The organism is Xanthobacter luteus (assembly GCF_040049235.1).
Taxonomy (GTDB): Bacteria; Pseudomonadota; Alphaproteobacteria; order Rhizobiales; family Xanthobacteraceae; genus Xanthobacter.
In genome coordinates, this window is record NZ_JBDZDO010000001.1 from 267,170 (window position 1) to 287,877 (window position 20,708).

The window sequence follows — 20,708 nt, forward strand, 5'->3', positions numbered from 1 at the left end:
GCCACGACCCCCTGCCCGTCAGGCACGAGCCCTTACATCATCGGGATTCTAACGACGTCGTTCCAGGTCGCGAAGATCATCAGCATAAGCACGATGGCAAGCCCGATGCGGAAGCCGATGTCCTGGATCCGTGCGCTCAGGGGGCGCCCGCGTACCGCCTCGAACGCGTAGAACAGGAGGTGACCCCCGTCGAGCAACGGTATGGGGAAAAGGTTAAGAATTCCGATCGAGACCGAGAGCACGGCGGCCAGAGACAGAAGTGCCCCGATACCAAACGTGGCGACCTGGCCGGAAACTTGGGCGATGCGGATGGGTCCGCCGATCTGGTCCGCCGATTCCCGGCCGGTGATCAGGCCCGAAAGGTAGTCGAAGGTGCGGGCGACGATGAACCAGGTCTCCTGGGCTCCCATGCCCACGGCCTCGACCGGCCCGTAGCGGCGCACCGTCACGTCGCCGGCGGTGATCGGGCGGGAGATGCCGAGCAGGCCGGTGCGGTGCACGTTGCCGAACGCGTCCTTGACTTCCTTCAGCTCGGGCGTGGCGGCGAGGGTCAGCTCCTGGTCGCCGCGCTGCACGCGGAACTCGAGTGTGCGGCCGGCCTGCGCGCCGACGATGCGCTGCATGTCGGAGAAGCTCTCCACCGGCTCCCCGTCGATGGACAGAACCAGGTCTCCGGGCTTGAAGCCGGCGCGCTCGGCGGCGCTGGCGGGGCTCACCTGATCCGCGCGCGGCAGCGTCACCTGCTTGCCGAACGCCATGAAGACGAAGGCGAAAATCACGATGGCGAGGATGAAGTTGGCGATCGGTCCGGCCGCCACGATGGCGGCGCGCCACCCCACCGGCTGCCAGAAGAAGCTCTCGCGGCGCTCCTTGGCGCCCATCTGGGCGAGCTTCTCGTGGTCCGGCGTGGAGGCCGCGTCCTCGTCGCCGAAGAAGCGCACATAGCCGCCGAGCGGGACCGCCGCGAGACGCCAGCGCGTGCCGTGGCGGTCCGTGTACCCGGCGATCTCGGGACCGAAGCCGAGCGAGAAGGTGAGCACCCGCACGCCGGCCCAGCGGGCCACCAGGAAATGGCCGAGCTCATGGAAGAACACGACGATGGTGAGGACGAAGAGGAAGGGAACGAGATAACCAAGGAGGGATGAACCGGCGCCGCTCAGACTGGAAAGCACATCCATCACTTGCGTCCTCGCATTTTTAGGCGGCTCGCGCGCGCCGCGCCGGACGCGCGACGGCAGCCCAGCCATCGCTTTGGTTCGGCGGCCGGGTGGCGGAGCCGCCCGCACCGGAAGCCCTGACGCCGCGCGCGGCGTCCTCCGCCTCCGGGCCGGCCGCAGCCCGCGCCCGCCCTGCCCCGTCTCCGGGTGCAGAACCTCTCAGGACGCCTTCGCAGCAAAGTTGGGCAAGAGCGCGGCGGTGACGGCGCGCGCCTCGGCATCCACAGCCAGCGCCTCCTCGACCGAGGCCGGCGCCGGGCCGGCGCTCGCCCGCTCCAGCGTGCCGGCCACCGCGTCGGTGATTCCGTAAAAGCCGATCCGCCCCTCGAGGAACGCCGCCACGGCCACCTCGTTGGCCGCGTTGAGCACGCAGGTCGCCCGGCCGCCCGCCGCCATGGCCGCCCGGGCGAGCGCGAGGGCGGGAAACCGCGCCTCGTCCGGCGCCTCGAAGGTGAGCCGGCCGAGGGCCACGAGGTCGAGCCGGCGGCACGCGGTCGCCAGCCGGTCCGGAAAGGCGAGGCAATGGGCGATGGGCACGCACATGTCCGGCAGGGCGAGCCCGGCCACCACCGAGCCGTCCTCGTAGGCGACCAGGCCGTGCACCACGGATTCGGGATGCACCACCGCATCGAGCCGCTCCGGCGGCAGGCCGAAGAGGTGGTGCGCCTCGATCAGTTCGAGGCCCTTGTTCATGAGGGTCGCCGAATCGATGGTGACCTTGGCGCCCATGGTCCAGTTGGGATGCTTCAAGGCATCGGCCGGGGTGGCGCGCGCCGCCTCCTCCCGGCTCTTCAGGCGGAACGGGCCGCCCGAGGCGGTGAGCGTCACCTTTTCCACCGCCCGCGCCGGGGCAGCGGCAAGCGCCTGGAAGATGGCGTTGTGCTCGCTGTCCATGGGCAGCAGCTCGACCTGCTGGCGCGCCGCCTCGGCCATGAAGAAGTGGCCCGCGGCCACCAGGCATTCCTTGTTGGCGAGCGCCACGCGCCGTCCGGCGCCGAAGGCGGCCACGGTGGGCGCGAGCCCGGCGACGCCGACGATGGCGCTCACCACGATGTCGGCGTCCCGCTGCGCCGCCTCGGCCACCGCCGAGGGCCCCGCGCCACAGGCGATGCCGCTGCCGGACAGCAGCTCGGCGAGCGCGCGGTGGGCGGTCGGGTCGGCGATGGCGGCGAAGCGCGCGCCAAGGGCGAGTGCGGTCTGCGCCAGCCCGCGCGCATCGCGCCCCCCCACCACCGCCTCCATCTGGAAGCGGCCCGGCGCGCCGGCGATCACCTGGGCGACGCTGCGGCCGATGGAGCCCGTGGCGCCGAGGAGCGTCAGGCGTTGGGGGGAGCGTTTCATGAGATGGGTTTCATGAGGAGCGTTTCATCACCGGAGATGTTCGGGGCGCCACCCCTACGCGGCAATCCCTTGCTGCGCCTTCCTACCACAGGAGCAGCCCCGCCGCAGGCTCGGCCGCATCGCGCAGCAGACCCACCGCCAACGCCACCAGGGAGGCGGCGGCGAAGCCGTCCAGCCGGTCCAGCAGGCCGCCATGGCCGGGAATGAGCCGGCCGGCATCCTTCACGCCGAACGCGCGCTTGGCGGCCGATTCGGCAAGATCGCCGCCCTGCGCGGCAACGCTCATGAAGAGCGCCAGCACCCCGAGCGGCAGCACCGAAGGCAGGCCGGCGATGAGCCCGACGGCGATGCCGGCCGCCATGCCGGCGAGCGCGCCGCCGATGGACCCGGCCCAGGTCTTGTTGGGCGAGACCCGCGGCCAAAGGCGCCGGCCGCCGATCAGGCGGCCCACGAAATAGGCGAAGATGTCGGTGGCCCAGACCACCGCATAGAGGAACAGCACCGCCACCATTCCCAGCGCCCCGCCCTGGCGGAGCGCCATCACCGGCAGGCAGGCCGCGCCCGCCACCAGCACGCCCATGAGCGCGAACCCGCTCTGGCGCGGCACCACGAAGACCGCGACAGCCGCGCCGAGGAACACAAGGCTCGAAGCCGCCTGCCCCAGCCCGAGATGGAGCGCGAGGCTCGCCGCCGCCAGCGCCGCGCCGGCAAGGCCGAGCCAGGCCCGGCGCCGGTCGAGCCGGGCGATCTCGGCCCATTCCAGCAGGATGGCGAAGCCGGCGAGCGTCCACAGCAGCGCGAACGGCACCCCGCCGAACACGGTCGCGGCCAGCACCACGGGCGCGAGCACCAGGGAGGAAAGGGCGCGCCGGCCGAGATCGCGGCCTCCGGGAAGGAGCATCTAGGCGCCGGCGTGCTTGGTGATGCCGCCGAACCTGCGGTCGCGCCGGTTGAACTCCTCGAGCGCGGCGGTAAGCGCCACGCGGTCGAAGTCGGGCCAGTAGATGGGCAGGAAGACGAACTCCGCATAGGCCGCCTGCCACAGCAGGAAGTTCGAGAGCCGCTGCTCGCCCGAGGTGCGGATGATGAGGTCAGGGTCGGGGATGCCGGCGGTGTCGAGCCGCTCGGAGATCATGGCGACGCTGACGTCCTCGGGCCGGATGCGGCCGGCCGCCGCATCGGCGGCGATGCGCGCCACCGCGGCGGCGATCTCCTGCCGCGAGCCGTAGTTGAACGCCACCACCAAAGTGAGCCCGCCGTTGCGGCAGGTGAGCTGCTCGGCCTCCTGCAGCAGGTTGCGGATGTCGGGCGCGAGGCTCTCGCGCTCGCCGATCACCCGGATCCGCACCCCGGCCGCGTGCAGCTCGGCGAGGTCGTGGCGCAGGAACAGCTTCAGCAGGCTCATGAGCTCGGAGACCTCGCTCAGGGGCCGCGACCAGTTCTCGCTGGAGAAGCTGTAGATGGTCAGGAAGCGGATGCCGATCTCGCGCGCCGCGCGCACGCAGCGGCGCAGCGCCTCCACCCCGCGCCGGTGGCCTTCCACCCGCGGCAGCCCGCGCGAGGTCGCCCAGCGCCCGTTGCCGTCCATGATGATGCCCACGTGCGCCGGGACGCGCGCTGCGCCCGGCGCGGTGGCGCCGAGGTCCGTCGCGGCGGAAGGCAAGGTCATGGCAGGCTCGGGGCTCACGTGGCGCCTCAAACGGAAAGGATTTCCTTTTCCTTCTGCGCCAAGGTCTGGTCGATCTCGGCGATCGTCTCGTCGGTGGCCTTCTGCACGTCCTTGGACAGGCGATCGAAGTCATCGGAACTCATTTCGCCGTCCTTTTCCACCTTCTTGAGGTGGTCGAGGCCATCGCGGCGCACATGACGCACCGCCACGCGCGCCTGCTCGGCGTATTTGTGCGCCACCTTCACCAGTTCCTGCCGGCGCTCCTGGTTGAGCTCGGGGATGCGCAGGCGCAGCACCTGACCCTCGGTAGAGGGGTTGAGGCCGAGATTCGAGTCGCGGATCGCCTTCTCCACCGCGCCCACCATGCCGCGGTCCCACACCTGGACCGAGAGCAGGCGCGCCTCGGGCACCGACACGGTGGCCACCTGGTTGAGCGGCATGCGGGCGCCATAGGCCTCCACGGTGATCGGCTCCAGCAGGCTGGCGGAGGCGCGCCCGGTGCGCAAGCCACCTAGCTCCTCCCGCAATACGCCGACCGCGCCGTGCATGCGGCGCTTCAGGTCGGCCATGTCGAACCCCTCGGTGCTCATTGGCAACTATCCTCTTTTTCTCATCCGGCCGCAGCCGGCGGTGCTTGCGGCGCCCCGCCCCCGGCCCGGATCCGGGACCCTCGTTCAGATGCGCTCCCGCGGCAGGAGCATGCACTTCGCCCGCACTCCTCTCGCGCCACTCGCGCCGGATGGCAAGCGCGACCTTGCCCGCTCGCGGCGAAATGGACCGTCCACGGCGCCCCGCCCGCGTGGCAGGCGCGATGCCCGGGCCGCCCGCGCCGCACGGACCCAAGGTCGTGCGCGGCCTCGGCCAATCGCTGGAGAATGCTCCCGTTCCCCGTCGTCCCACCGGCCGGGGCGCATGGGCGCCCCGCCCGTCCGATCGGGGAGGCCCGGCCTCAGGGGGCGACGATGGTCACCCGTCCCTCGCCTTTGGCCGCCGCCGCGATCGCCCCCGCCTCGCGTATGGAGAACACGATTATCGGCAACGCGGCCTCGCGGGCAAGGGCGAAGGCCGCCGCATCCATCACCTTGAGATCGCGGGCGATCGCTTCGTCATGGGTGAGGCGGTCGTAGCGGGTGGCCGTCGGGTCCAGCTTCGGGTCGGCGGTATAGACGCCGTCGACATTGGTCGCCTTCAGCACCACGTCGCAGTCGAGCTCGGCGGCGCGCAGGACCGCGCCGGTATCGGTGGTAAAATAGGGGTTTCCGGTGCCGCCGGTGAGCACCACGATGCGGCCGCGCCGCAGATGGCGCTGCGCCGGCTGGCGGGCATAGGGCTCGCACACGGTGGGCATGGGGATGGCCGAGAGCGTGCGCGCCGGGGCGCCCGCCGCCTCGATCGCCCGCTCCAGAGCGAGGCCGTTCATGACGGTGGCGAGCATGCCCATGTGGTCGGCGGTGGCGCGGTCGAGATGCTCGTCGGCCACCCGCGCCCCGCGCAGGATGTTGCCGCCGCCCACCACCACCGCCACCTCGCAGCCGAGCGCGCGCGCCGCCACCAGGTCGCGGGCGATGCCGGCGACGGTCGGGGGATGCAGGCCGAAGGGCTCGGCGCCCATGAGCGCCTCGCCCGACACCTTCACCAGGATGCGGGGATAGGGCAGGCCGGACGCCGCGAACGGCGTCCCGGCTTCGGGATAATCCGAATCGTCGGCGGACACGCCCATCACGCCCCCTCCCCTGTCCTCAGGACTGGCCGGCGGCGGCGGCCACCTCGGCGGCGAAGTCGGTCTCTTCCTTCTCGATGCCCTCGCCGAGCGCATAGCGCACGAAGCCCGTGAGCGTCACCGGCGCGCCGACCTGGCCCTCGGCCTCCTTCAGCACCTGGCTGACCGACTTGGAGCCGTCGTGGACGAAAGGCTGGTCGAGGAGGGTGTTCTCCTTGAAGAAGCTCTTCATACCGCTCTCGGCGATCTTGTCCTGCACGTTGGCGGGCTTGCCCTGGTGCTTCTCGAGCAGGATCGCCTTCTCGCGGGCGATGGTCTCCTCGGAGATGCCGGAGGCGTCCAGCGCCAGCGGGTTGAGCGCCGCCACGTGCATGGCGATCTGGCGGCCCAGGGTCGAGAGCTTGTCGACGTCGCCCTTCGACTCGAGCGCCACCAGCACGCCGATGCGGCCCTGGCCCTCCACCACGGCGCCGTGCACGTAGGTGGCGATGACGCCGTGCGGGACCGAGAGCTTGGCCGAGCGGCGCAGCGTCATGTTCTCGCCGATGGTGGCGATCAGCGCGGTCAGGCGCTCGGCGACCGTGACGCTCTCGCCCGGGAACTTGGCGCCGGCGATGGCCGCGAGCGAGCCGTCGGTGTTGAGGCCAACCTTGGCCACCTCGCGCACGAACGCCTGGAAGTCGGGATTGCGGGCGACGAAGTCGGTTTCCGCGTTCACTTCCACCGCCACCGCGTAGTGGCCGGACGACTCGACCGCGACGGCGCCCTCGGCGGCGACGCGGCCGGCCTTCTTGGCGGCCTTGGCAAGGCCCTTCTTGCGCAGCCAGTCGATCGCCGCCTCGATGTCGCCGTCAGTCTCGGTGAGCGCGGCCTTGCAGTCCATCATGCCAGCGCCGGTCTTCTCGCGCAGGTCCTTGACGAGAGCGGCAGTGATCGCGGCCATGTTGCTATCCTCTTCTTCTCGCGCCACGGCCGGCACGAGGCGATCCCGAGCCGGCCGTGTGGGCGCATGGCGCCCTTGATCCACAATTCTCTTTTCAGATCTGCGACAGGACGTGCGCCCTGTCGCGCCGCGAGGTCATTCGACCTCGGCGGACATCTCCTTGGCCTGGGCGACCCAGCCGTCCACGCGGCCGGGAAGTCCCACCTCCTCGCCGATGCGGTGGGCATCGGCAGCGTCGAGGGCGGCGATCTGCCAGAAATGGAAGACGCCGAGGTCGTTGAGCTTCTGCTCGATCTCCGGGCTCACGCCGGTGAGCTTCTTGAGATCGTCGGCGACGCCGCGCGGGCCGGACAGCGGCTCGAAGGTGGACCAGATGCTGGTCTCGGCCGGCAGGTCCTCCACCAGCGGCGCCTCCTCGGCGCCCACGTCGATGCCGAGATCGGTGTGGCCGCGGCCGATGCCGTCGATGGCGGCGCGCGCCACGAGGTCGCAATAAAGCTGGATCGCGCGGCCGGCGTCGTCATTGCCCGGCACCGGGAAGGCGATGCCGTCGGGATCGCAATTGGTGTCGAGGATCGCCGCCACCGGGATGCCGAGGCGCTGGGCCTCCTTCACCGCGATGTCTTCCTTGTTGGTGTCGATCACGAACAGGAGGTCCGGCAGGCCGCCCATGTCGCGGATGCCGCCCAGGGCCTTGTCGAGCTTGTCCTTCTCGCGCGAGAGCGTCAGGCGCTCCTTCTTGGTGTAGCCCGAGCCGGCTTCGGGGCCGGACAGCATCTCTTCCAGCTTCTTGAGCCGGGCGATGGAGTTGGAGATGGTCTTCCAGTTGGTGAGCATGCCGCCGAGCCAGCGGTGGTTCACGTAATACTGGGCCGAGCGGCGGGCGGCGTCCGCCACCTGCTCCTGGGCCTGGCGCTTGGTGCCGACGAACAGCACGCGCCCGCCCTGGGCCACCGTGTCGGACACGGCCTGCAGCGCGCGATGGAGCGACGGCACGGTCTGCGACAGGTCGATGATGTGGATGTTGTTGCGGACGCCGAAGATGTACGGCGACATCTTGGGGTTCCAGCGATGGGCCTGATGGCCGAAGTGCACGCCAGCTTCAAGCAGCTGGCGCATCGAATAATCGGGAAGCGCCACTTTGGTATTCTCCGGTTGAGCCTCCGCGGACGTACCCTCGGCCCGTCGGGGACGAAGGCACCGGATGGCCCACATGGGCCGTTTGTCCGCGTGCGGAATGGCGGGGCTTATAGGCGAGGCTGCCCCAAAGGGCAAGCTGTCCCGGCAAAGCGCACCCGCCGCGCGGGGACACGCCCGCGCGGCGGGGCCGCGCCGGCACGCTCAGAACATCTCGAACAGCACCATCTGGCGGTCGAGCTGGCGGGCGGCGACGACGTCGTTCGGCTCGTCCACAAGCTTGCGCATGGAGTGGTAGACGCGCCGCGACAGCAGCCGGAACAGGCTGATGGGGGCCGGGAGGGCGAGCGCATGATGGCGCAGGTCCGGCCGCACGGCCTTGGGCGCCTCGCCTTCCGCCCGCGCCACGAACTCCTCGGCGGGCAGGTCCATGACCTCGGCCAGCCGGACGGCGAGCGTGCGCCAGTCGCGCACCACGTCCTCATAGGCCACCACGGCGCGCGCCCGCCCGCGCGTCGCGCGTTCCGCCTCCAGCGTGTAGCGCAGCCAGACCCGCACCGAACGCTCGGTCTTCATCTGGTCGCGCTTGGCGAGCGAGGCCGCCACCTCGGCCGGATTGCGCAGGGCGATGACCGAGACGATGCGGTAGCCCGCGTCGGTCAGCAGGTCCTCGTACAGCGGCACCAGGCGGCAGATGCGCGGATCCTTCAGCACGATGCGCTCGGCGCCGCCGAACTCGCTGGCGATGGCGCCGCGCAGCGCGCCATAGAGGCCGGTGCGACGGGCGACCGTGAACGGGTCGGCCGCCAACGGTCCGCGCGCGTGCCAGAGGACGCCGCACTCCGCCAGGAGCTTGTCGTTCAGCTGCGAGATCAGCGCGGATTCCCAATAGCCTTCGGCATTGGCCTCGGTGGGCGGCATCAGGGTCCGGGGCGCCTCGAAGCCCATCAAGTTCACGATGCGCGAGCAAAGCGAGGTGCCGCTCCGGTGCATGCCCAAAACGAGCACGGCACGCTTTGCAGGCTGCATGGGCACTCCTTCCGGCTGACCGGCACCCAAAGATCAGGTGATCATGGCCGCCTGGGACATTCTTGGTGGGTCGCCCTGACCACTCGCTCTTCTAAGTGAAGTGCCGGGCGGCGACAAGCAACAGCTGCGTCACCGCCGGTCGTAACCCGTGAATCGCCGCGTTTTTCTCAGGCCGCCGCCTCCACCGCGACCACGCCCGGTATCGCCTTGATGGCGCCTGCAACCTGGGGGGAGACCGAATAGCGCCCTGGCAGGCTTACCTCCACCTCCGCTTTGGCATCGTCCACCATGAGGACGAGGCTCACCTCGCCCGTGCCGGCCTCGGTCTTGGGCTGGCCGTCCGAGAGCCGGCGGGCGATGCCCTCGATCGGCTCGGTCGAGCGCAGGAAGATGCGCAGGCCCTTGTGGTGCCGCGCGGCGAGCGCGTCGAGCCGCTCGCAGTTCTGGATCCGCACCCGCACGTCCTCGCCCTGGAGCTCGGCCGCGACCGTGAGCAGCAGCGGGGTACCGGGCTCCAGAAGGTCCCGCAGCTGGGCGAGCCCCTCCGAGAAGATCACCGCCTCGTAATGGCCGGAGGGATCGGAAAGTCCGACGATGCCCATGCGCGTGCCCGATTTGGTGCGCCGCTCCTGGCGCGACACCACGGTGGCGGCGAGCCGGCCGAAGGTGTCGCCGGCACGCACCCCGCGCGCGAAATCCTGGTAGGGCCGCACGCGCATCTTCTTCAGCGCCTCGGCATAATCGTCCAGCGGATGGCCGGTGAGAAAGAAGCCGATGGCGTCGTATTCCTTCTGCAGCCGTTCGGCCGGCATCCAGGGCGCGGCGTCGGGCAGCGGCAGCTCGGCGGCCACCGGTCCGGAGCCGAACATGTCGTCCTGGCCGATCGCCCGCCCCTGCTCCTCGCGCGCCGCATGGGCGGCGATGGCGTCGACGGCGGCGAAGGCCTTGGCCCGGTTCCGCTCCAGCGTGTCGAAGCAGCCGGCGGCGGCGAGGCTTTCCAGGGTGCGCTTGTTCACCAGCTTCACCGGCAGGCGCGAGGCGAAATCGGACAGGCTGCGGAACGCCCGCTCCGCCCGCGCGGCGACCAGCGCGTCCACCGCCGCCCCGCCCACGCCCTTGATGGCCGCCAGAGCGTAGATGATGCGCCCCTCTTTCACCGCGAACTCGCGCCCCGACAGGTTCACGTCCGGCGGCACCACCTGGATGCCGAGGCGCTGCGCCTCCTGGCGGAATTCCGCGAGCTTGTCGGTGTTGCCCATGTCGAGGGTCATGGAGGCGGCGAGGAATTCGGTGGCGTGGTTCGCCTTCAGCCAGGCGGTCTGGTAGGCCACCAGCGCGTAGGCCGCCGCGTGGGACTTGTTGAAGCCGTAGTCGGCGAACTTCGCCAGCAGGTCGAAGATGGTGTCCGCCTGCGCCTTGTCGATGCCGCGCTCCACCGCGCCGGTGACGAAGCGCGAGCGCTGCTTGTCCATCTCGGCGCGGATCTTCTTGCCCATGGCGCGGCGCAGCAGATCGGCCTCGCCGAGCGAATAGCCCGAGAGCGCCTGGGCGATCTGCATCACCTGCTCCTGGTAGATGATGACGCCGTAGGTCTCCTTCAGGTAGGGCTCGAGCTTGGGGTGGATGTAGTCCGGCTTCGCCTTGCCGTTCTTGCAGTCGCAATAGACCGGGATGTTGGCCATCGGGCCGGGACGGTACAGCGCCACCAGGGCGATCAGGTCCTCGACGCGGTCCGCCTTCATGTCCACCAGCGCCCGGCGCATGCCCGCGCTTTCCACCTGGAACACGCCGACCGTCTCGCCCTTGGCCAGCATGGCGTAGGTCTTGGGATCGTCGAGCGGGATCTTGGTGATGTCGAGGTCGATCCCGCGGGCGCGCACCAGCTTGACCGCCTTCTCGATCACGGTGAGCGTCTTGAGGCCGAGGAAGTCGAACTTCACGAGGCCGGCCTGCTCCACCCACTTCATGTTGTACTGGGTGACCGGCATGTCGGACTTGGGGTCGCGATAGAGCGGCACCAGGGCGTCGAGCGCGCGGTCGCCGATGACGATGCCGGCCGCGTGGGTGGAGGCGTGGCGGTTCAGCCCCTCGAGCCGCACGGCGATGTCGAAGGCGCGCTTGACCACCGGCTCCTGGTCCTGCGCCGCCTGCAGGCGCGGCTCGTCGGCGATGGCCTGCTTGAGGGTGACCGGATTGGCCGGGTTCTGCGGCACCAGCTTGCACAGCTTGTCCACCTGGCCGTAGGGCATTTCCAGCACGCGGCCCACGTCGCGCAGCACGCCGCGCGCCTGGAGCGTGCCGAAGGTGATGATCTGCGCCACCTGCGCGCGCCCGTAGCGTTGCTGGACGTAATGGATCACCTCGTCGCGGCGCTCCTGGCAGAAGTCCACGTCGAAATCGGGCATGGACACGCGGTCCGGATTCAGGAACCGCTCGAACAGCAGGCCGAACCGGAGCGGGTCGAGGTCGGTGATCTGGAGCGAATAGGCCACCAGCGAGCCGGCCCCCGAGCCGCGCCCCGGCCCCACCGGAATGTCGTGCGCCTTGGCCCACTTGATGAAGTCCGACACGATCAGGAAGTAGCCGGGGAACTTCATGTTGGTGATGACGGAGATCTCGTAGGCGAGGCGCTCCTCATAGGCCGCCACCTCCAGCCCCGGCGCCGGACCGTGCTTGGCGAGCCGCTGGGCGAGGCCTTCCTTGGCCTGGCGCTCCAGCTCGGCCGCCTCCTCGGCAAGCGGGTCGCCCGCCCCCGCCCCGGCGGTGAAGCGCGGCAGGATGGGCTTCACGGTCTTCACCCGGAAGGCGCAGCGCCGGGCGATCTCCACCGTGTTGGCGGTGGCCTCCGGCAGGTCCGCGAACAGCTCCAGCATCTCCTTGCGGGTCTTGAAGCGGTGCTCGGGGGTGAGCCGGCGCCGGTCGCCCTCGGCGATCAGCCGGCCCTCGGCGATGCAGACCAGGGCGTCGTGGGCCTCGTAGTCCGCATGGGAGCCGAAGAACGGCTCGTTGGTCGCCACCAGCGGCAGGCCCTTGGCATAGGCAAGGTCGAGGAGCTGCGGCTCGGCGAGGCGCTCGGCGTCGGTGCCGTGGCGCTGCAATTCCACATAGAGCCGGTCGCCGAAGATGGCGGCCAGCGTGTCGAGCCGCTGGGCGGCGAGCTCGCCATGGCCGGCCGCGAGCGCGGCATCGAGCGGACCGGCGGGCCCGCCGGTGAGCGCGATGAGGCCCTGATGCGCCTCGGCGAGCCAGTCGACGAGGATGCGCGGCTCGTCCTCGCTCGCGGTTTCGAGGAAGGCGCGCGAGACGAGGCGCATCAGGTTGCGCCATCCCGCCTCGTCCTTGGCCAGCAGCACGATGCGCGGCTTCTTGGTGCGGGCGACGAAGCCGCGCGGGCCGGGCGGCTCGGGCAGATCGAGGGCGAGCGCGGCGCCGGCGATGGGCTGGATGCCCGAACCCGCCATCTTCTCGGAGAATTCCAGCGCGCCGAAGAGGTTGCCCGTGTCGGTGAGCGCCATGGCCGGCTGCGCGTCGGCCTTGGCGAGATCGGCCAGCTTGCCGATGGAGATCGCCCCCTCCAGCAGCGAATAGGAGGAATGGACGTGCAGATGGACGAAGCCGGGATCGGGCATGGGACTTTCAGGGCGCGAGTCGCAACGCTCGAAGCTTACCCCCGATCGCGCCGCAGGGCATGCCCAGCCGGCACGCCGGCCCCCGCGTCCCGGGGCCGGCGCCGCGCGCGCCCCGGGTCAGGGCTTCGGAAAGGCGAGCGCCGGGGGCGCCATCTGCGGCTTCAGCGGCGCGGCGACCACGCTCTTGCCGTCGAGGTCGAACGACATCAGGTCGACGGATCGCAGCACCTGATCCTCGTAGGTCTTCACATAATAGCGCCGGCTGGCGAGATCGGCGATCACCGACCATTGGGTGAACTCGAACGCCGTGGCATCGCCCTTGCCGGGCCGCACCCAGCCTTCGGGGATGTCGAAGTTGTTGAGCACGTGTTCGGCCGCCCGCACGCTCTCGATGCCGCTCGGCCGACGCTCGGCGGCGAGCGCGAGCGCCAGCGCGCGCACGAAGCGCGAGGGCGGCGTCGGGTCGCCGGGAATGCCCAGCATGCCCGAGCCCTGGCCGAGCGGGCTGATGGTCTGGCCGAGAATCTCCAGCGGCGGCGCGTTGGTGGCCGACAGCTTCACGTAGTTGCGCAGATTGGTGAGGTGCCAGTCGAAGGGCGGCGCATTGGTCATCACGCCGAAGGGATTGTCGTAGACCTTGAGGACGCCGCCCACCGGCTCCACCACCAGCGAGGCACCCGAGGCGTCATGCAGCGTGTAATGGAGCGGCGGGGCGACGCCGAGATTGGGATCCTTCACGCCGATCACCGAGATTCCCGCCAGCGCCGCCTTCACCTCGGCCACGGTGGCGAAGCTCGTCAGCGCCCAGGTGATGAAATCCCACTGGGCGAGCGATCTGGCCGGGTCCGCCTTGGCCGGATCGGCATAGCCCACATAATCGGGGAAATAGAGCGCGCCGCCGGCCAGCCCCTTCTCGTTCACGCCGTCGATCAGCACCGGCATGCCGAAGGCGTTGAGGCCGACCGCGGCATAGCGGCTTCTCCAGGCGAGCGCGCCCGGCCTGCCGTCCGGCCCGGTGGCGGAAAGGGCGAAGCCGCGGGGGATGACGATGGCGTCGGACTTCAGCCGGAAGCCCATTTCCATGGTGCGGCCATAGACGATGGCGCCGTCGGTGCTCCGGATCAGGAAGCTGGTGCAGGCGCGGGCGGCCGGCGCCAGGATCAGCGCGCCCACCAGGACCGCAATGGTCAAAAAGCCGAAGACGGTGCGCCGGCGCTCGGGTGATACCGCGGGCATGGGCAGCTTCTCCCTTCTGGCGTTGTGGAACCGGCCTTGCCCGTTCGAGCGGGACAGCCGATCCGCGGACCCGCCAAAACTGCGCCCTCCGACGGCGGCGGCAAGGTGGGGATTCCCCTTAAGCCCCGGCCGGCAAAGTTTGAACGCCGCACCGCCTTGCACCGCCGGTCCGGTCTGGAGGAAAGTCCCCTCCCCCGAGATTCACGCCGAAACGGCTCCAGATGCGCACGCTCTTCGTCCATATCGGCACCCACAAGACCGGCACCACCTCGGTCCAGTGGTACCTCAACCGGCACGCCCGCAAGCTGAAGGGCTACGGGACCTACGTGCCCAAGGCCGGCTGCCCGTCGCCGCGCTCGTCGGGGCACCACAACATCCCCTGGCTGCTCGCCGGCGACCCGCGCGCCAAGATCGCGCATGGCGGCATCGACGCGCTGCTGGCCGAGCTTTCCGAGGTGGACAGCCCGAACGCGGTGGTCTCCTCCGAGGAGTTCCACTTCCTCGCCGACCGGCCGCAGGCGCTGGCCGAGCTCGACCGGCGCATTTTCGAGGCGGGCTGGACGCCGGTCTATCTGCTCTATCTGCGCGCGCCGGGGGCCTATGCCAATTCGCTCTACCGCGAGTTCCCGCTCCAGAACATCCACGTGCGGTTCGCCGATTTCCTCGCCGGGGTGCTGGCGGACGGCGCCTACCAGCCGCCCGGCGCGGTGATCCTGCGGCTCGACTACGACGTGCTGGTCGCCCAATGGCGCGCCGCCGCCAAAGGCGAGCTGCGCATCCTCGACTACGAGCAGGCGGCCGGCGCCGGCGGCATCATCCCCTCCTTCGTGCGCGCCCTCGGTCTGCCCGCGCGCGCCGCACAGTTCCGCCAGCGGCGCATCAACATCTCCAGCGGCGAGACCACGGACGAGATGCGCGCCGGGGCGAAGCTGGTGGACGCGCAGTTCCGCCCCGCCTACGAGCGCCTCGTGGCCCCGGGCGCCGGCTGAGGCGCGCGCTCAGAAGTGGCTGTAGCTGCCGGCGCCGAGGTCGAGCGGCGCGCCGTCCGGCCCGATCACGTCGAGGCCCTCGCCCGCTTGCGTTTCGCCGATGACCGCCACCGGCACGCCGGCGCGCGCCGCGGCGGCGATGAAGGCGGGCACGGCCGCCTGGGGCACGCAGGCGAGGATCTCATAATCGTCGCCGCCGGTGAGCGCGGCCTTGAGCATGTCCGCCCGCCCCCCCGTCACCGTCGCCGCCGCCGCCGAGAGCGGCACGAGGCGGGCGTCCAGGGTGCCGCCGCAGCCGGAGGCGGCGAGCATCTTCGCCAGATCGCCCGCGAGCCCGTCCGACACGTCCATCGCCGCGGCGGCATGAGCGCGCAGCGCCGGCGCCAGCGCCAGCCGCGGCTGGGGATGCAGATAACGGTCGAGGAGATGGGAGCGGCCGCCCGCGTCGAGATCACCGAACGGCGCGTCGCGCGGCCCGAGACGCAGCTTCAGGCCGAGGGCGGCGTCGCCGATGGTGCCGGAGATGAGGATCGCCTGGCCCGGCCGGGCGCCGGTGCGCGGCACGAAGCCGCCTTTGGGCACCGCGCCGAGGGCGGTGATGGTGATGGTCACCGGCCCCGGCGTCGCCACCGTGTCGCCGCCGAGGATCGGGCAGCCATGCAGCGCCGCGTCCGCCCCGAGCCCGGCGGCGAAGGCTTCGATCCACGCGTCGCCCGTCCCCTTCGGCAGCGCGATCGCGAGCAGCGCGCCGAGCGGGGCGGCGCCCTTGGCCGCCAAATCGGAGAGGTTCACCCGCAGGGCCTTCTTCGCCACCGAGGCGGGCGGATCGTCGGCGAAGAAATGCACGCCCGCCACCACCGCGTCCTTGGTCAGGACCAGGTCGCAGCCCTCCGGCGGGGACAGCAGCGCCGCGTCGTCCAGCAAACCGAGCGCGCCGGCGCCGGCGATGGGCCGGAAGAAGCGGGCGATCAGGCGGTCCTCGCCCGAGCCGCCGCCGTCGGCCGGCCCGCCCAAGTCAGGCTCCCGGCCGGGTGAATTCGTCGGGCCGCAGATCGCGCGCGAGCACGTCCAGCACCGCGTTCACCATGCCGGTCTCGTCGCGGTCGAGGAAGGCGCCGGCGACATTCACATATTCGGCGATGACGACGCGCGCCGGCACCTCCGGCCGCGACATCAGCTCGGCGACGCCGGCGCGCAGCACCGCGCGCAGCACCGCCTCCACCCGCTTCAGCGGCCAGCCGCCGGCGAGTGCGTTGTCCAGCAGCGGGTCGATGCGGCGCTGGTTGCTCAGCGCCCCCTCCACCACCGCGCGGAACAGCTTCACGTCCGCGTCGGGCAGCAAGGTGCCCTCCACCTCCTGGCCGAGCCAGTGGCTCTCGAACTCGGCGAGCACGTCGTTGACCGGGGTCTGGGCGAGATCCATCTGATAGAGCGCCTGCACGGCGCCGAGGCGCGCCGCGCTCTTCTTCATGGGCTTGGTGGGAGCCTCGCTCATGCTTCGAGCCGTCGCCGCAGGCGCAGCAGCGCGAGCGCCGCGCGCGCCGCGCCGCCGCCTTTGTCGCCCTCGCCCACGCGCGCCCGCTCCCAGGCCTGCGCCTCGGTGTCCACGGTGAGGATGCCGTTGCCCACCGGCAGCGCATGGGTGACGCCGAGGTCCATGAGGCCGCGCGCGCTCTCGCCCGCCACGATCTCGAAATGATAGGTCTCGCCGCGGATCACCACGCCGAGCGCGACGATGGCGTCGACCTGCGCGCCGGTGACGTCGGCGGCGTCGAGGGCGATCTCGGCGGCGACGGGGATCTCCAGCGCGCCGGGCACGGTGATCACCTCCACCTCGACTCCCGCCGCCTGGAGCACCGCGCGGGCGCCCTTGAGCAATTCGTCCGAGAGCGCCTCGTAATAGCGGCCCTCGATGATGAGGACGCGGGCATCGCCGATGGGCTCGTCGCCTCGTCTAGTGCTGTCCGCGCGCGTCGTCGCTGTCATGGGGTGGCCTCCGCCTTTGAGCGCGAGGCGTACTCGGCGGCGGGGAACTGCGCAAGGCGCGCGGCGTAGCGCGCCATCAGGTCGACCTCGAAATTGACCGCGTCCCCCGCCTTCGCCGCGCCCCAGGTGGTGACCTCCAGCGTGTGGGGAATGAGCAGGCAGGAGAAGGTGTTGGCCTCCACCTCGTTGACCGTGAGCGAGGTGCCGTCGAGCGCCACCGAGCCCTTCGCCGCGACGAACGGCGCGAACCTTGCCGGCACCTCGAACCGGAAGCGGGTGGAGGTGCCGAGGTCCTCGCGGGCGAGGATGCGCGCCTTCGCGTCCACGTGACCGGCCACCATGTGCCCGCCGAGCTCGTCGCCGATCCGCAGCGAGCGCTCCAGATTGACGCGCGTGCCCGGCCGCCAGTCCGCCACCGTGGTGATGGCGAGCGTCTCGGGGGCGGCATCCACGGTGTAGAGGGTGCCGCGCGGCCCGCCGGTGAGCGCCGACGTCACCGTGAGGCACACGCCCGCATGGGCGATGGAGGCGCCGATGGCGATGCCGTCCGCGGGATAGCCGCAGGCGATGGTGAAGGTCTTCACCTCCCCATTCTGCGCCACGGCGACCACCTCGCCCACCTCGGTGACGATGCCGGTGAACATGTCAGCGTCTCCACAAGCGCACGAGATGGTCGGCGCCGAGCGCGGCGCGCTCCACCTCGGCGAATCCCACGGGGGCATAGAGCCGGCCGAGCGGCCGGCCGGCCAGCGCGTCCACCGCGTCCGGGCCGAGCAGCGCCGGGCTCGAGAACACCGCCACCTCGTCCACCAGGCCGGCATCGAGGAACGCCGCCGCCACCTGCGGGCCGCCCTCCACCATCAGCCGGGTGATGCCGAGCAGGCCGAGGAGCTTCACGACCGCGGGAAGGTAAAGCCGCCCGCCCGCCCCGCGCGGCACCCGCAGCACCTCGATGCCGCGCGCGGTCAGCTCGCCCTGGCGGTCGGCCGGCGCGTCCTCGGCCGCGATCAGCCAGACCGGGACGTCGCAGGCGGTCTGCGCCAGCGCCGAGCCATGGGGCAGATCGAGGCCCGAATCGAGCACCAGGCGCACCGGCGAGCGGTCCTCCAGGCCCGGCAGCCGGCAGGTGAGCATGGGATCGTCCGCCTTCACCGTGCCGATGCCGACGAGGATCGCGTCCGCATGGGCGCGCATGAGGTGGACGCGCTCGCGCGACTCGCGTCCGGTGACGGCCGTCGGCGTGGGGCCCGGCAGGCCCACCTTGCCGTCCGCCGAGACCGCCATCTTCAGCAGCACGTGGGGCCGTCCATCGGTGACGCGGCGGATGTGGCCGGCATGATCGAACCGCGCCCGCTCGGCGCCGACGCCCACGCTCACCCAGATGCCGGCGGCGCGCAGGCGGGCGACGCCGCGCCCCCTCACCCGGTGGTCGGGGTCCTCGATCGCCGCCACCACGCGGCGCACGCCGGAGGCGATCACCGCATCGGCGCAGGGCGGCGTGCGGCCGTGATGGGAGCACGGCTCCAGCGTCACGTAGAGCGTCGCGCCGCGCGCCGCCTCGCCCGCCTCGGCGAGCGCCAGCGGCTCGGCATGGGGGCGGCCGGTGGCCGCGGTGGCCGCGCGGCCCACCACCTGGGGGCCGCCCGGGGCGTGATGGATGACGACGGCGCCCACCGAGGGGTTCGGCCAGGTGCGGCCGAGGCCGGCGGCGCCTGCCTCCAGCGCCAGCGCCATGAAGCGCTCGTCCTCCTGCGGCGAGGTGACCGGCCAGCTGGCCGGAGCGCCGATCGCGGCGCCGCTCATTCCGCGCCGCGCGCGGGAGGGCGCCCCTTCGCCTCGAGGCGCGCCTTGGCCTCCGCCTTGGCCTCGCCCTTGCCGTCGGCCCGCGCCTCCCCCTCGTGGGAGAGCTCCGCGAGCGCGTTCTCGAAATCCTTGGCCTCGCGGAAGTTCCGGTAGACCGAGGCGAAGCGCACATAGGCCACGTCGTCGATCTGCTTGAGCCCCTCCATCACCATCTCGCCGATGGTCTCGGAGGGGATGTCGGTGTCGCCCATGCTCTCCAGCTGCCGCACCACCCCGGAGATCATGCGCTCGACCCGCTCCTCGTCGGCCGGGCGCTTGCGCAGCGCCACCTTCACGGAGCGTTCGAGCTTCTCGCGCTCGAACGGCACGCGCTTGCCGGAGCGCTTGACCACCGTGAGCTCGCGCAGCTGCACCCGCTCGAAGGTGGTGAAGCGGCCGCCGCAATCGGGGCAGACGCGGCGCCGCCGGATGGAGGTGTTGTCCTCGGTCGGCCGCGAATCCTTCACCTGCGTATCGAGGCTGCCGCAATAGGGGCACCGCATGGTTCAGAACTCCCGGCCGTGCTCCGGCTCACGGATAGATGGGGAAACGCTTCAGCAGCGCCGAGACCTTGCCGCGCACCGCCTCTTCCACCAGCGAATCCTCCTCGACCCCCTTCTGGGAGAGGACGTCCAGCACCTCGGCGATGAGATCGCCCACCTGCTGGAACTCGGCAATGCCGAAGCCGCGCGTGGTGCAGGCCGGGGTGCCGAGGCGGATTCCCGAGGTCACGAACGGCTTTTCGGGATCGAACGGAATGCCGTTCTTGTTGGTGGTGATGTGGGCGCGGCCGAGCGCGGTTTCCGAGGTCTTGCCGGTGAGCCGCTTGGGCCGCAGATCCACCAGCATGAGGTGGGTGTCGGTGCCGCCGGAGACGATGGCGAAGCCGTGGCCCTTGAGGTTTTCCGCCAGCGCCTTGGCGTTCTCCACCACGTTCTTCGCATAGAGCTTGAACTCGGGGCGCAGCGCCTCGCCGAACGCCACCGCCTTGGCGGCGATCACATGCATCAGCGGGCCGCCCTGGATGCCGGGGAAGATCGCCGAGTTGATCTTCTTGCCGAGATCCTCGTCGTTCGCGAGGATCATGCCGCCGCGCGGGCCGCGCAGGGTCTTGTGGGTGGTGGTGGTGGCGACGTGCGCATGGGGGAACGGGCTCGGATGCGCCCCGCCCGCCACCAGCCCGGCGAAATGCGCCATGTCCACCATGAGATAGGCGCCCACCGAATCGGCGATCGCCCGCATCTTGGCGAAGTCGATGACGCGCGGATAGGCCGAGCCGCCGGCGATGATCAGCTTCGGCTTGTGCTGGTCGGCGAGCTTGGCCACCTCTTCATAGTCGATGCGCTGGTCGTCCTGGCGCACCGTGTAGGGCACGGGCTTGAACCACTTGCCGGACATGTTCACCGGCGAGCCGTGGGTGAGATGCCCGCCGGCGGCGAGGTTGAGGCCGAGGAAGGTGTCGCCCGGCTGCAGCAGAGCGAAGAACACCGCCTGGTTGGCCTGGCTGCCGGAATTGGGCTGCACGTTGGCGTAGGTGCAGGCGAACAGCTTTTTGGCGCGCTCGATGGCGAGGGTTTCCGCCACGTCGACGAACTGGCACCCGCCATAATAGCGCTTGCCCGGATAGCCCTCGGCATACTTGTTGGTGAGCACCGAGCCCTGGGCCTCGAGCACCGCGCGCGAGACGATGTTCTCGGAGGCGATGAGCTCGATCTCGTCGCGCTGGCGACCCAGCTCCGCCTTAACCGCGCCCGCGATCTCGGGATCGCTCTCGGCGAGCGGGGCGGTGAAGAAGCGGTTCATTTCCTCCGTGAAGGAGGCGGGGGTCGCATCGTGCGAGGCCATGAAAGGACTCCGGTGAAGCAGAAGCTCGCAGGCGGGGCGCGGGGCGCCATGGCCGGCCTGAAGCGGATCCTGCGCTTATCACAGCGTTTGCCTCAAGTCCAAAGGCGGATCTGCGGGCGGGGCAG

At 70.9% G+C, this 20,708-nt stretch carries 19 protein-coding genes; 1 reads left to right on the forward strand and 18 read right to left on the reverse strand.

Going from position 1 to position 20,708, the window contains the following annotated elements; genetic code table 11:
* Nucleotides 1–32 precede the first annotated feature (32 nt).
* From rseP to ABLE88_RS01420, 11 genes are all read right to left on the reverse strand, one after another.
* The gene (rseP, locus tag ABLE88_RS01370) at nucleotides 33–1,178 is read right to left on the reverse strand and encodes an RIP metalloprotease RseP (protein WP_348829576.1); all 1,146 of its coding nucleotides are present in this window, start codon (nucleotides 1,176–1,178) and stop codon (nucleotides 33–35) included.
* A gap of 198 nt (nucleotides 1,179–1,376) precedes the next feature.
* Entirely contained in the window at nucleotides 1,377–2,558 is a 1,182-nt protein-coding gene (gene dxr / locus ABLE88_RS01375) for a 1-deoxy-D-xylulose-5-phosphate reductoisomerase (RefSeq protein ID WP_348829577.1), read from the reverse strand.
* 82 nt (nucleotides 2,559–2,640) lie between these two features.
* Nucleotides 2,641–3,459 carry a phosphatidate cytidylyltransferase gene (locus ABLE88_RS01380; protein WP_348829579.1) on the reverse strand — a complete coding sequence of 273 codons (819 nt, stop codon included), beginning with the start codon at nucleotides 3,457–3,459 and terminating at the stop codon, nucleotides 2,641–2,643.
* Complete coding sequence (locus tag ABLE88_RS01385; protein WP_348829580.1) at nucleotides 3,460–4,227, reverse strand: isoprenyl transferase; 768 nt, start codon at nucleotides 4,225–4,227, stop codon at nucleotides 3,460–3,462.
* A 26-nt stretch (nucleotides 4,228–4,253) separates the two neighbouring features.
* Nucleotides 4,254–4,817 carry a ribosome recycling factor gene (frr, locus tag ABLE88_RS01390; protein WP_348829581.1) on the reverse strand — a complete coding sequence of 188 codons (564 nt, stop codon included), beginning with the start codon at nucleotides 4,815–4,817 and terminating at the stop codon, nucleotides 4,254–4,256.
* Between the two features lie 359 nt (nucleotides 4,818–5,176).
* Nucleotides 5,177–5,947 (reverse strand): UMP kinase, encoded by a 771-nt coding sequence (pyrH, locus tag ABLE88_RS01395; protein WP_348829582.1) that lies wholly within the window; start codon nucleotides 5,945–5,947, stop codon nucleotides 5,177–5,179.
* Nucleotides 5,948–5,966: 19 nt separating this feature from the next.
* Nucleotides 5,967–6,890, reverse strand: coding sequence for a translation elongation factor Ts (gene tsf / locus ABLE88_RS01400; RefSeq protein ID WP_348829583.1), 924 nt, complete (start codon nucleotides 6,888–6,890; stop codon nucleotides 5,967–5,969).
* A 135-nt stretch (nucleotides 6,891–7,025) separates the two neighbouring features.
* The gene (locus ABLE88_RS01405; RefSeq protein WP_348829584.1) at nucleotides 7,026–8,030 is read right to left on the reverse strand and encodes a 30S ribosomal protein S2; all 1,005 of its coding nucleotides are present in this window, start codon (nucleotides 8,028–8,030) and stop codon (nucleotides 7,026–7,028) included.
* Nucleotides 8,031–8,231: 201 nt separating this feature from the next.
* Entirely contained in the window at nucleotides 8,232–9,056 is an 825-nt protein-coding gene (locus ABLE88_RS01410; RefSeq protein WP_348829585.1) for a sulfotransferase family protein, read from the reverse strand.
* A gap of 167 nt (nucleotides 9,057–9,223) precedes the next feature.
* Nucleotides 9,224–12,685, reverse strand: a complete 3,462-nt coding sequence (dnaE, locus tag ABLE88_RS01415; RefSeq protein WP_348829586.1) for a DNA polymerase III subunit alpha — start codon at nucleotides 12,683–12,685, stop codon at nucleotides 9,224–9,226.
* Nucleotides 12,686–12,802: 117 nt separating this feature from the next.
* Nucleotides 12,803–13,921, reverse strand: coding sequence for a linear amide C-N hydrolase (locus ABLE88_RS01420; RefSeq protein ID WP_348829587.1), 1,119 nt, complete (start codon nucleotides 13,919–13,921; stop codon nucleotides 12,803–12,805).
* 221 nt (nucleotides 13,922–14,142) lie between these two features.
* Between ABLE88_RS01420 and ABLE88_RS01425 the strand changes: the two genes are divergently transcribed.
* Nucleotides 14,143–14,910: a hypothetical protein gene (locus ABLE88_RS01425; protein WP_348829589.1), complete on the forward strand. Its 768-nt coding sequence runs from the start codon at nucleotides 14,143–14,145 to the stop codon at nucleotides 14,908–14,910.
* Between the two features lie 9 nt (nucleotides 14,911–14,919).
* On the opposite strand, the gene thiL is transcribed toward ABLE88_RS01425, so the two are convergent.
* Genes thiL through glyA form a run of 7 tightly spaced genes read right to left on the reverse strand, consistent with a single transcriptional unit; the run spans nucleotide 14,920 to nucleotide 20,583 of the window.
* Complete coding sequence (gene thiL / locus ABLE88_RS01430; protein ID WP_348829590.1) at nucleotides 14,920–15,924, reverse strand: thiamine-phosphate kinase; 1,005 nt, start codon at nucleotides 15,922–15,924, stop codon at nucleotides 14,920–14,922.
* 1 nt (nucleotide 15,925) lies between these two features.
* The gene (gene nusB, locus ABLE88_RS01435) at nucleotides 15,926–16,405 is read right to left on the reverse strand and encodes a transcription antitermination factor NusB (RefSeq protein WP_348829591.1); all 480 of its coding nucleotides are present in this window, start codon (nucleotides 16,403–16,405) and stop codon (nucleotides 15,926–15,928) included.
* Complete coding sequence (gene ribH, locus ABLE88_RS01440) at nucleotides 16,402–16,896, reverse strand: 6,7-dimethyl-8-ribityllumazine synthase (RefSeq protein WP_348829593.1); 495 nt, start codon at nucleotides 16,894–16,896, stop codon at nucleotides 16,402–16,404. The genes nusB and ribH overlap by 4 nt, the downstream gene beginning before the upstream one ends.
* On the reverse strand, nucleotides 16,893–17,540 hold the full coding sequence (locus ABLE88_RS01445) for a riboflavin synthase (RefSeq protein WP_348829594.1): 648 nt from the start codon (nucleotides 17,538–17,540) through the stop codon (nucleotides 16,893–16,895). The genes ribH and ABLE88_RS01445 overlap by 4 nt, the downstream gene beginning before the upstream one ends.
* Nucleotide 17,541: 1 nt before the next feature.
* Nucleotides 17,542–18,699, reverse strand: a complete 1,158-nt coding sequence (gene ribD / locus ABLE88_RS01450) for a bifunctional diaminohydroxyphosphoribosylaminopyrimidine deaminase/5-amino-6-(5-phosphoribosylamino)uracil reductase RibD (RefSeq protein ID WP_348829595.1) — start codon at nucleotides 18,697–18,699, stop codon at nucleotides 17,542–17,544.
* Nucleotides 18,696–19,241: a transcriptional regulator NrdR gene (nrdR, locus tag ABLE88_RS01455; protein ID WP_348829596.1), complete on the reverse strand. Its 546-nt coding sequence runs from the start codon at nucleotides 19,239–19,241 to the stop codon at nucleotides 18,696–18,698. Before nrdR ends, ribD begins: the two co-directional genes overlap by 4 nt.
* Before the next feature lie 28 nt (nucleotides 19,242–19,269).
* On the reverse strand, nucleotides 19,270–20,583 hold the full coding sequence (gene glyA, locus ABLE88_RS01460; RefSeq protein WP_348829597.1) for a serine hydroxymethyltransferase: 1,314 nt from the start codon (nucleotides 20,581–20,583) through the stop codon (nucleotides 19,270–19,272).
* Nucleotides 20,584–20,708: the final 125 nt, after the last annotated feature.

Coding starts and splice junctions, on each gene's coding strand:
- rseP (WP_348829576.1), bottom strand. CDS start 1,178: ATGGATGTGCTTTCCAGTCTGAGCGGCGCCGGTTCATCCCTCCTTGGT.
- dxr (WP_348829577.1), bottom strand. CDS start 2,558: ATGAAACGCTCCCCCCAACGCCTGACGCTCCTCGGCGCCACGGGCTCC.
- ABLE88_RS01380 (WP_348829579.1), bottom strand. CDS start 3,459: ATGCTCCTTCCCGGAGGCCGCGATCTCGGCCGGCGCGCCCTTTCCTCC.
- ABLE88_RS01385 (WP_348829580.1), bottom strand. CDS start 4,227: ATGACCTTGCCTTCCGCCGCGACGGACCTCGGCGCCACCGCGCCGGGC.
- frr (WP_348829581.1), bottom strand. CDS start 4,817: ATGAGCACCGAGGGGTTCGACATGGCCGACCTGAAGCGCCGCATGCAC.
- pyrH (WP_348829582.1), bottom strand. CDS start 5,947: ATGGGCGTGTCCGCCGACGATTCGGATTATCCCGAAGCCGGGACGCCG.
- tsf (WP_348829583.1), bottom strand. CDS start 6,890: ATGGCCGCGATCACTGCCGCTCTCGTCAAGGACCTGCGCGAGAAGACC.
- ABLE88_RS01410 (WP_348829585.1), bottom strand. CDS start 9,056: ATGCAGCCTGCAAAGCGTGCCGTGCTCGTTTTGGGCATGCACCGGAGC.
- dnaE (WP_348829586.1), bottom strand. CDS start 12,685: ATGCCCGATCCCGGCTTCGTCCATCTGCACGTCCATTCCTCCTATTCG.
- ABLE88_RS01420 (WP_348829587.1), bottom strand. CDS start 13,921: ATGCCCGCGGTATCACCCGAGCGCCGGCGCACCGTCTTCGGCTTTTTG.
- ABLE88_RS01425 (WP_348829589.1), top strand. CDS start 14,143: ATGCGCACGCTCTTCGTCCATATCGGCACCCACAAGACCGGCACCACC.
- nusB (WP_348829591.1), bottom strand. CDS start 16,405: ATGAGCGAGGCTCCCACCAAGCCCATGAAGAAGAGCGCGGCGCGCCTC.
- ribH (WP_348829593.1), bottom strand. CDS start 16,896: ATGACAGCGACGACGCGCGCGGACAGCACTAGACGAGGCGACGAGCCC.
- ABLE88_RS01445 (WP_348829594.1), bottom strand. CDS start 17,540: ATGTTCACCGGCATCGTCACCGAGGTGGGCGAGGTGGTCGCCGTGGCG.
- ribD (WP_348829595.1), bottom strand. CDS start 18,699: ATGAGCGGCGCCGCGATCGGCGCTCCGGCCAGCTGGCCGGTCACCTCG.
- nrdR (WP_348829596.1), bottom strand. CDS start 19,241: ATGCGGTGCCCCTATTGCGGCAGCCTCGATACGCAGGTGAAGGATTCG.
- glyA (WP_348829597.1), bottom strand. CDS start 20,583: ATGGCCTCGCACGATGCGACCCCCGCCTCCTTCACGGAGGAAATGAAC.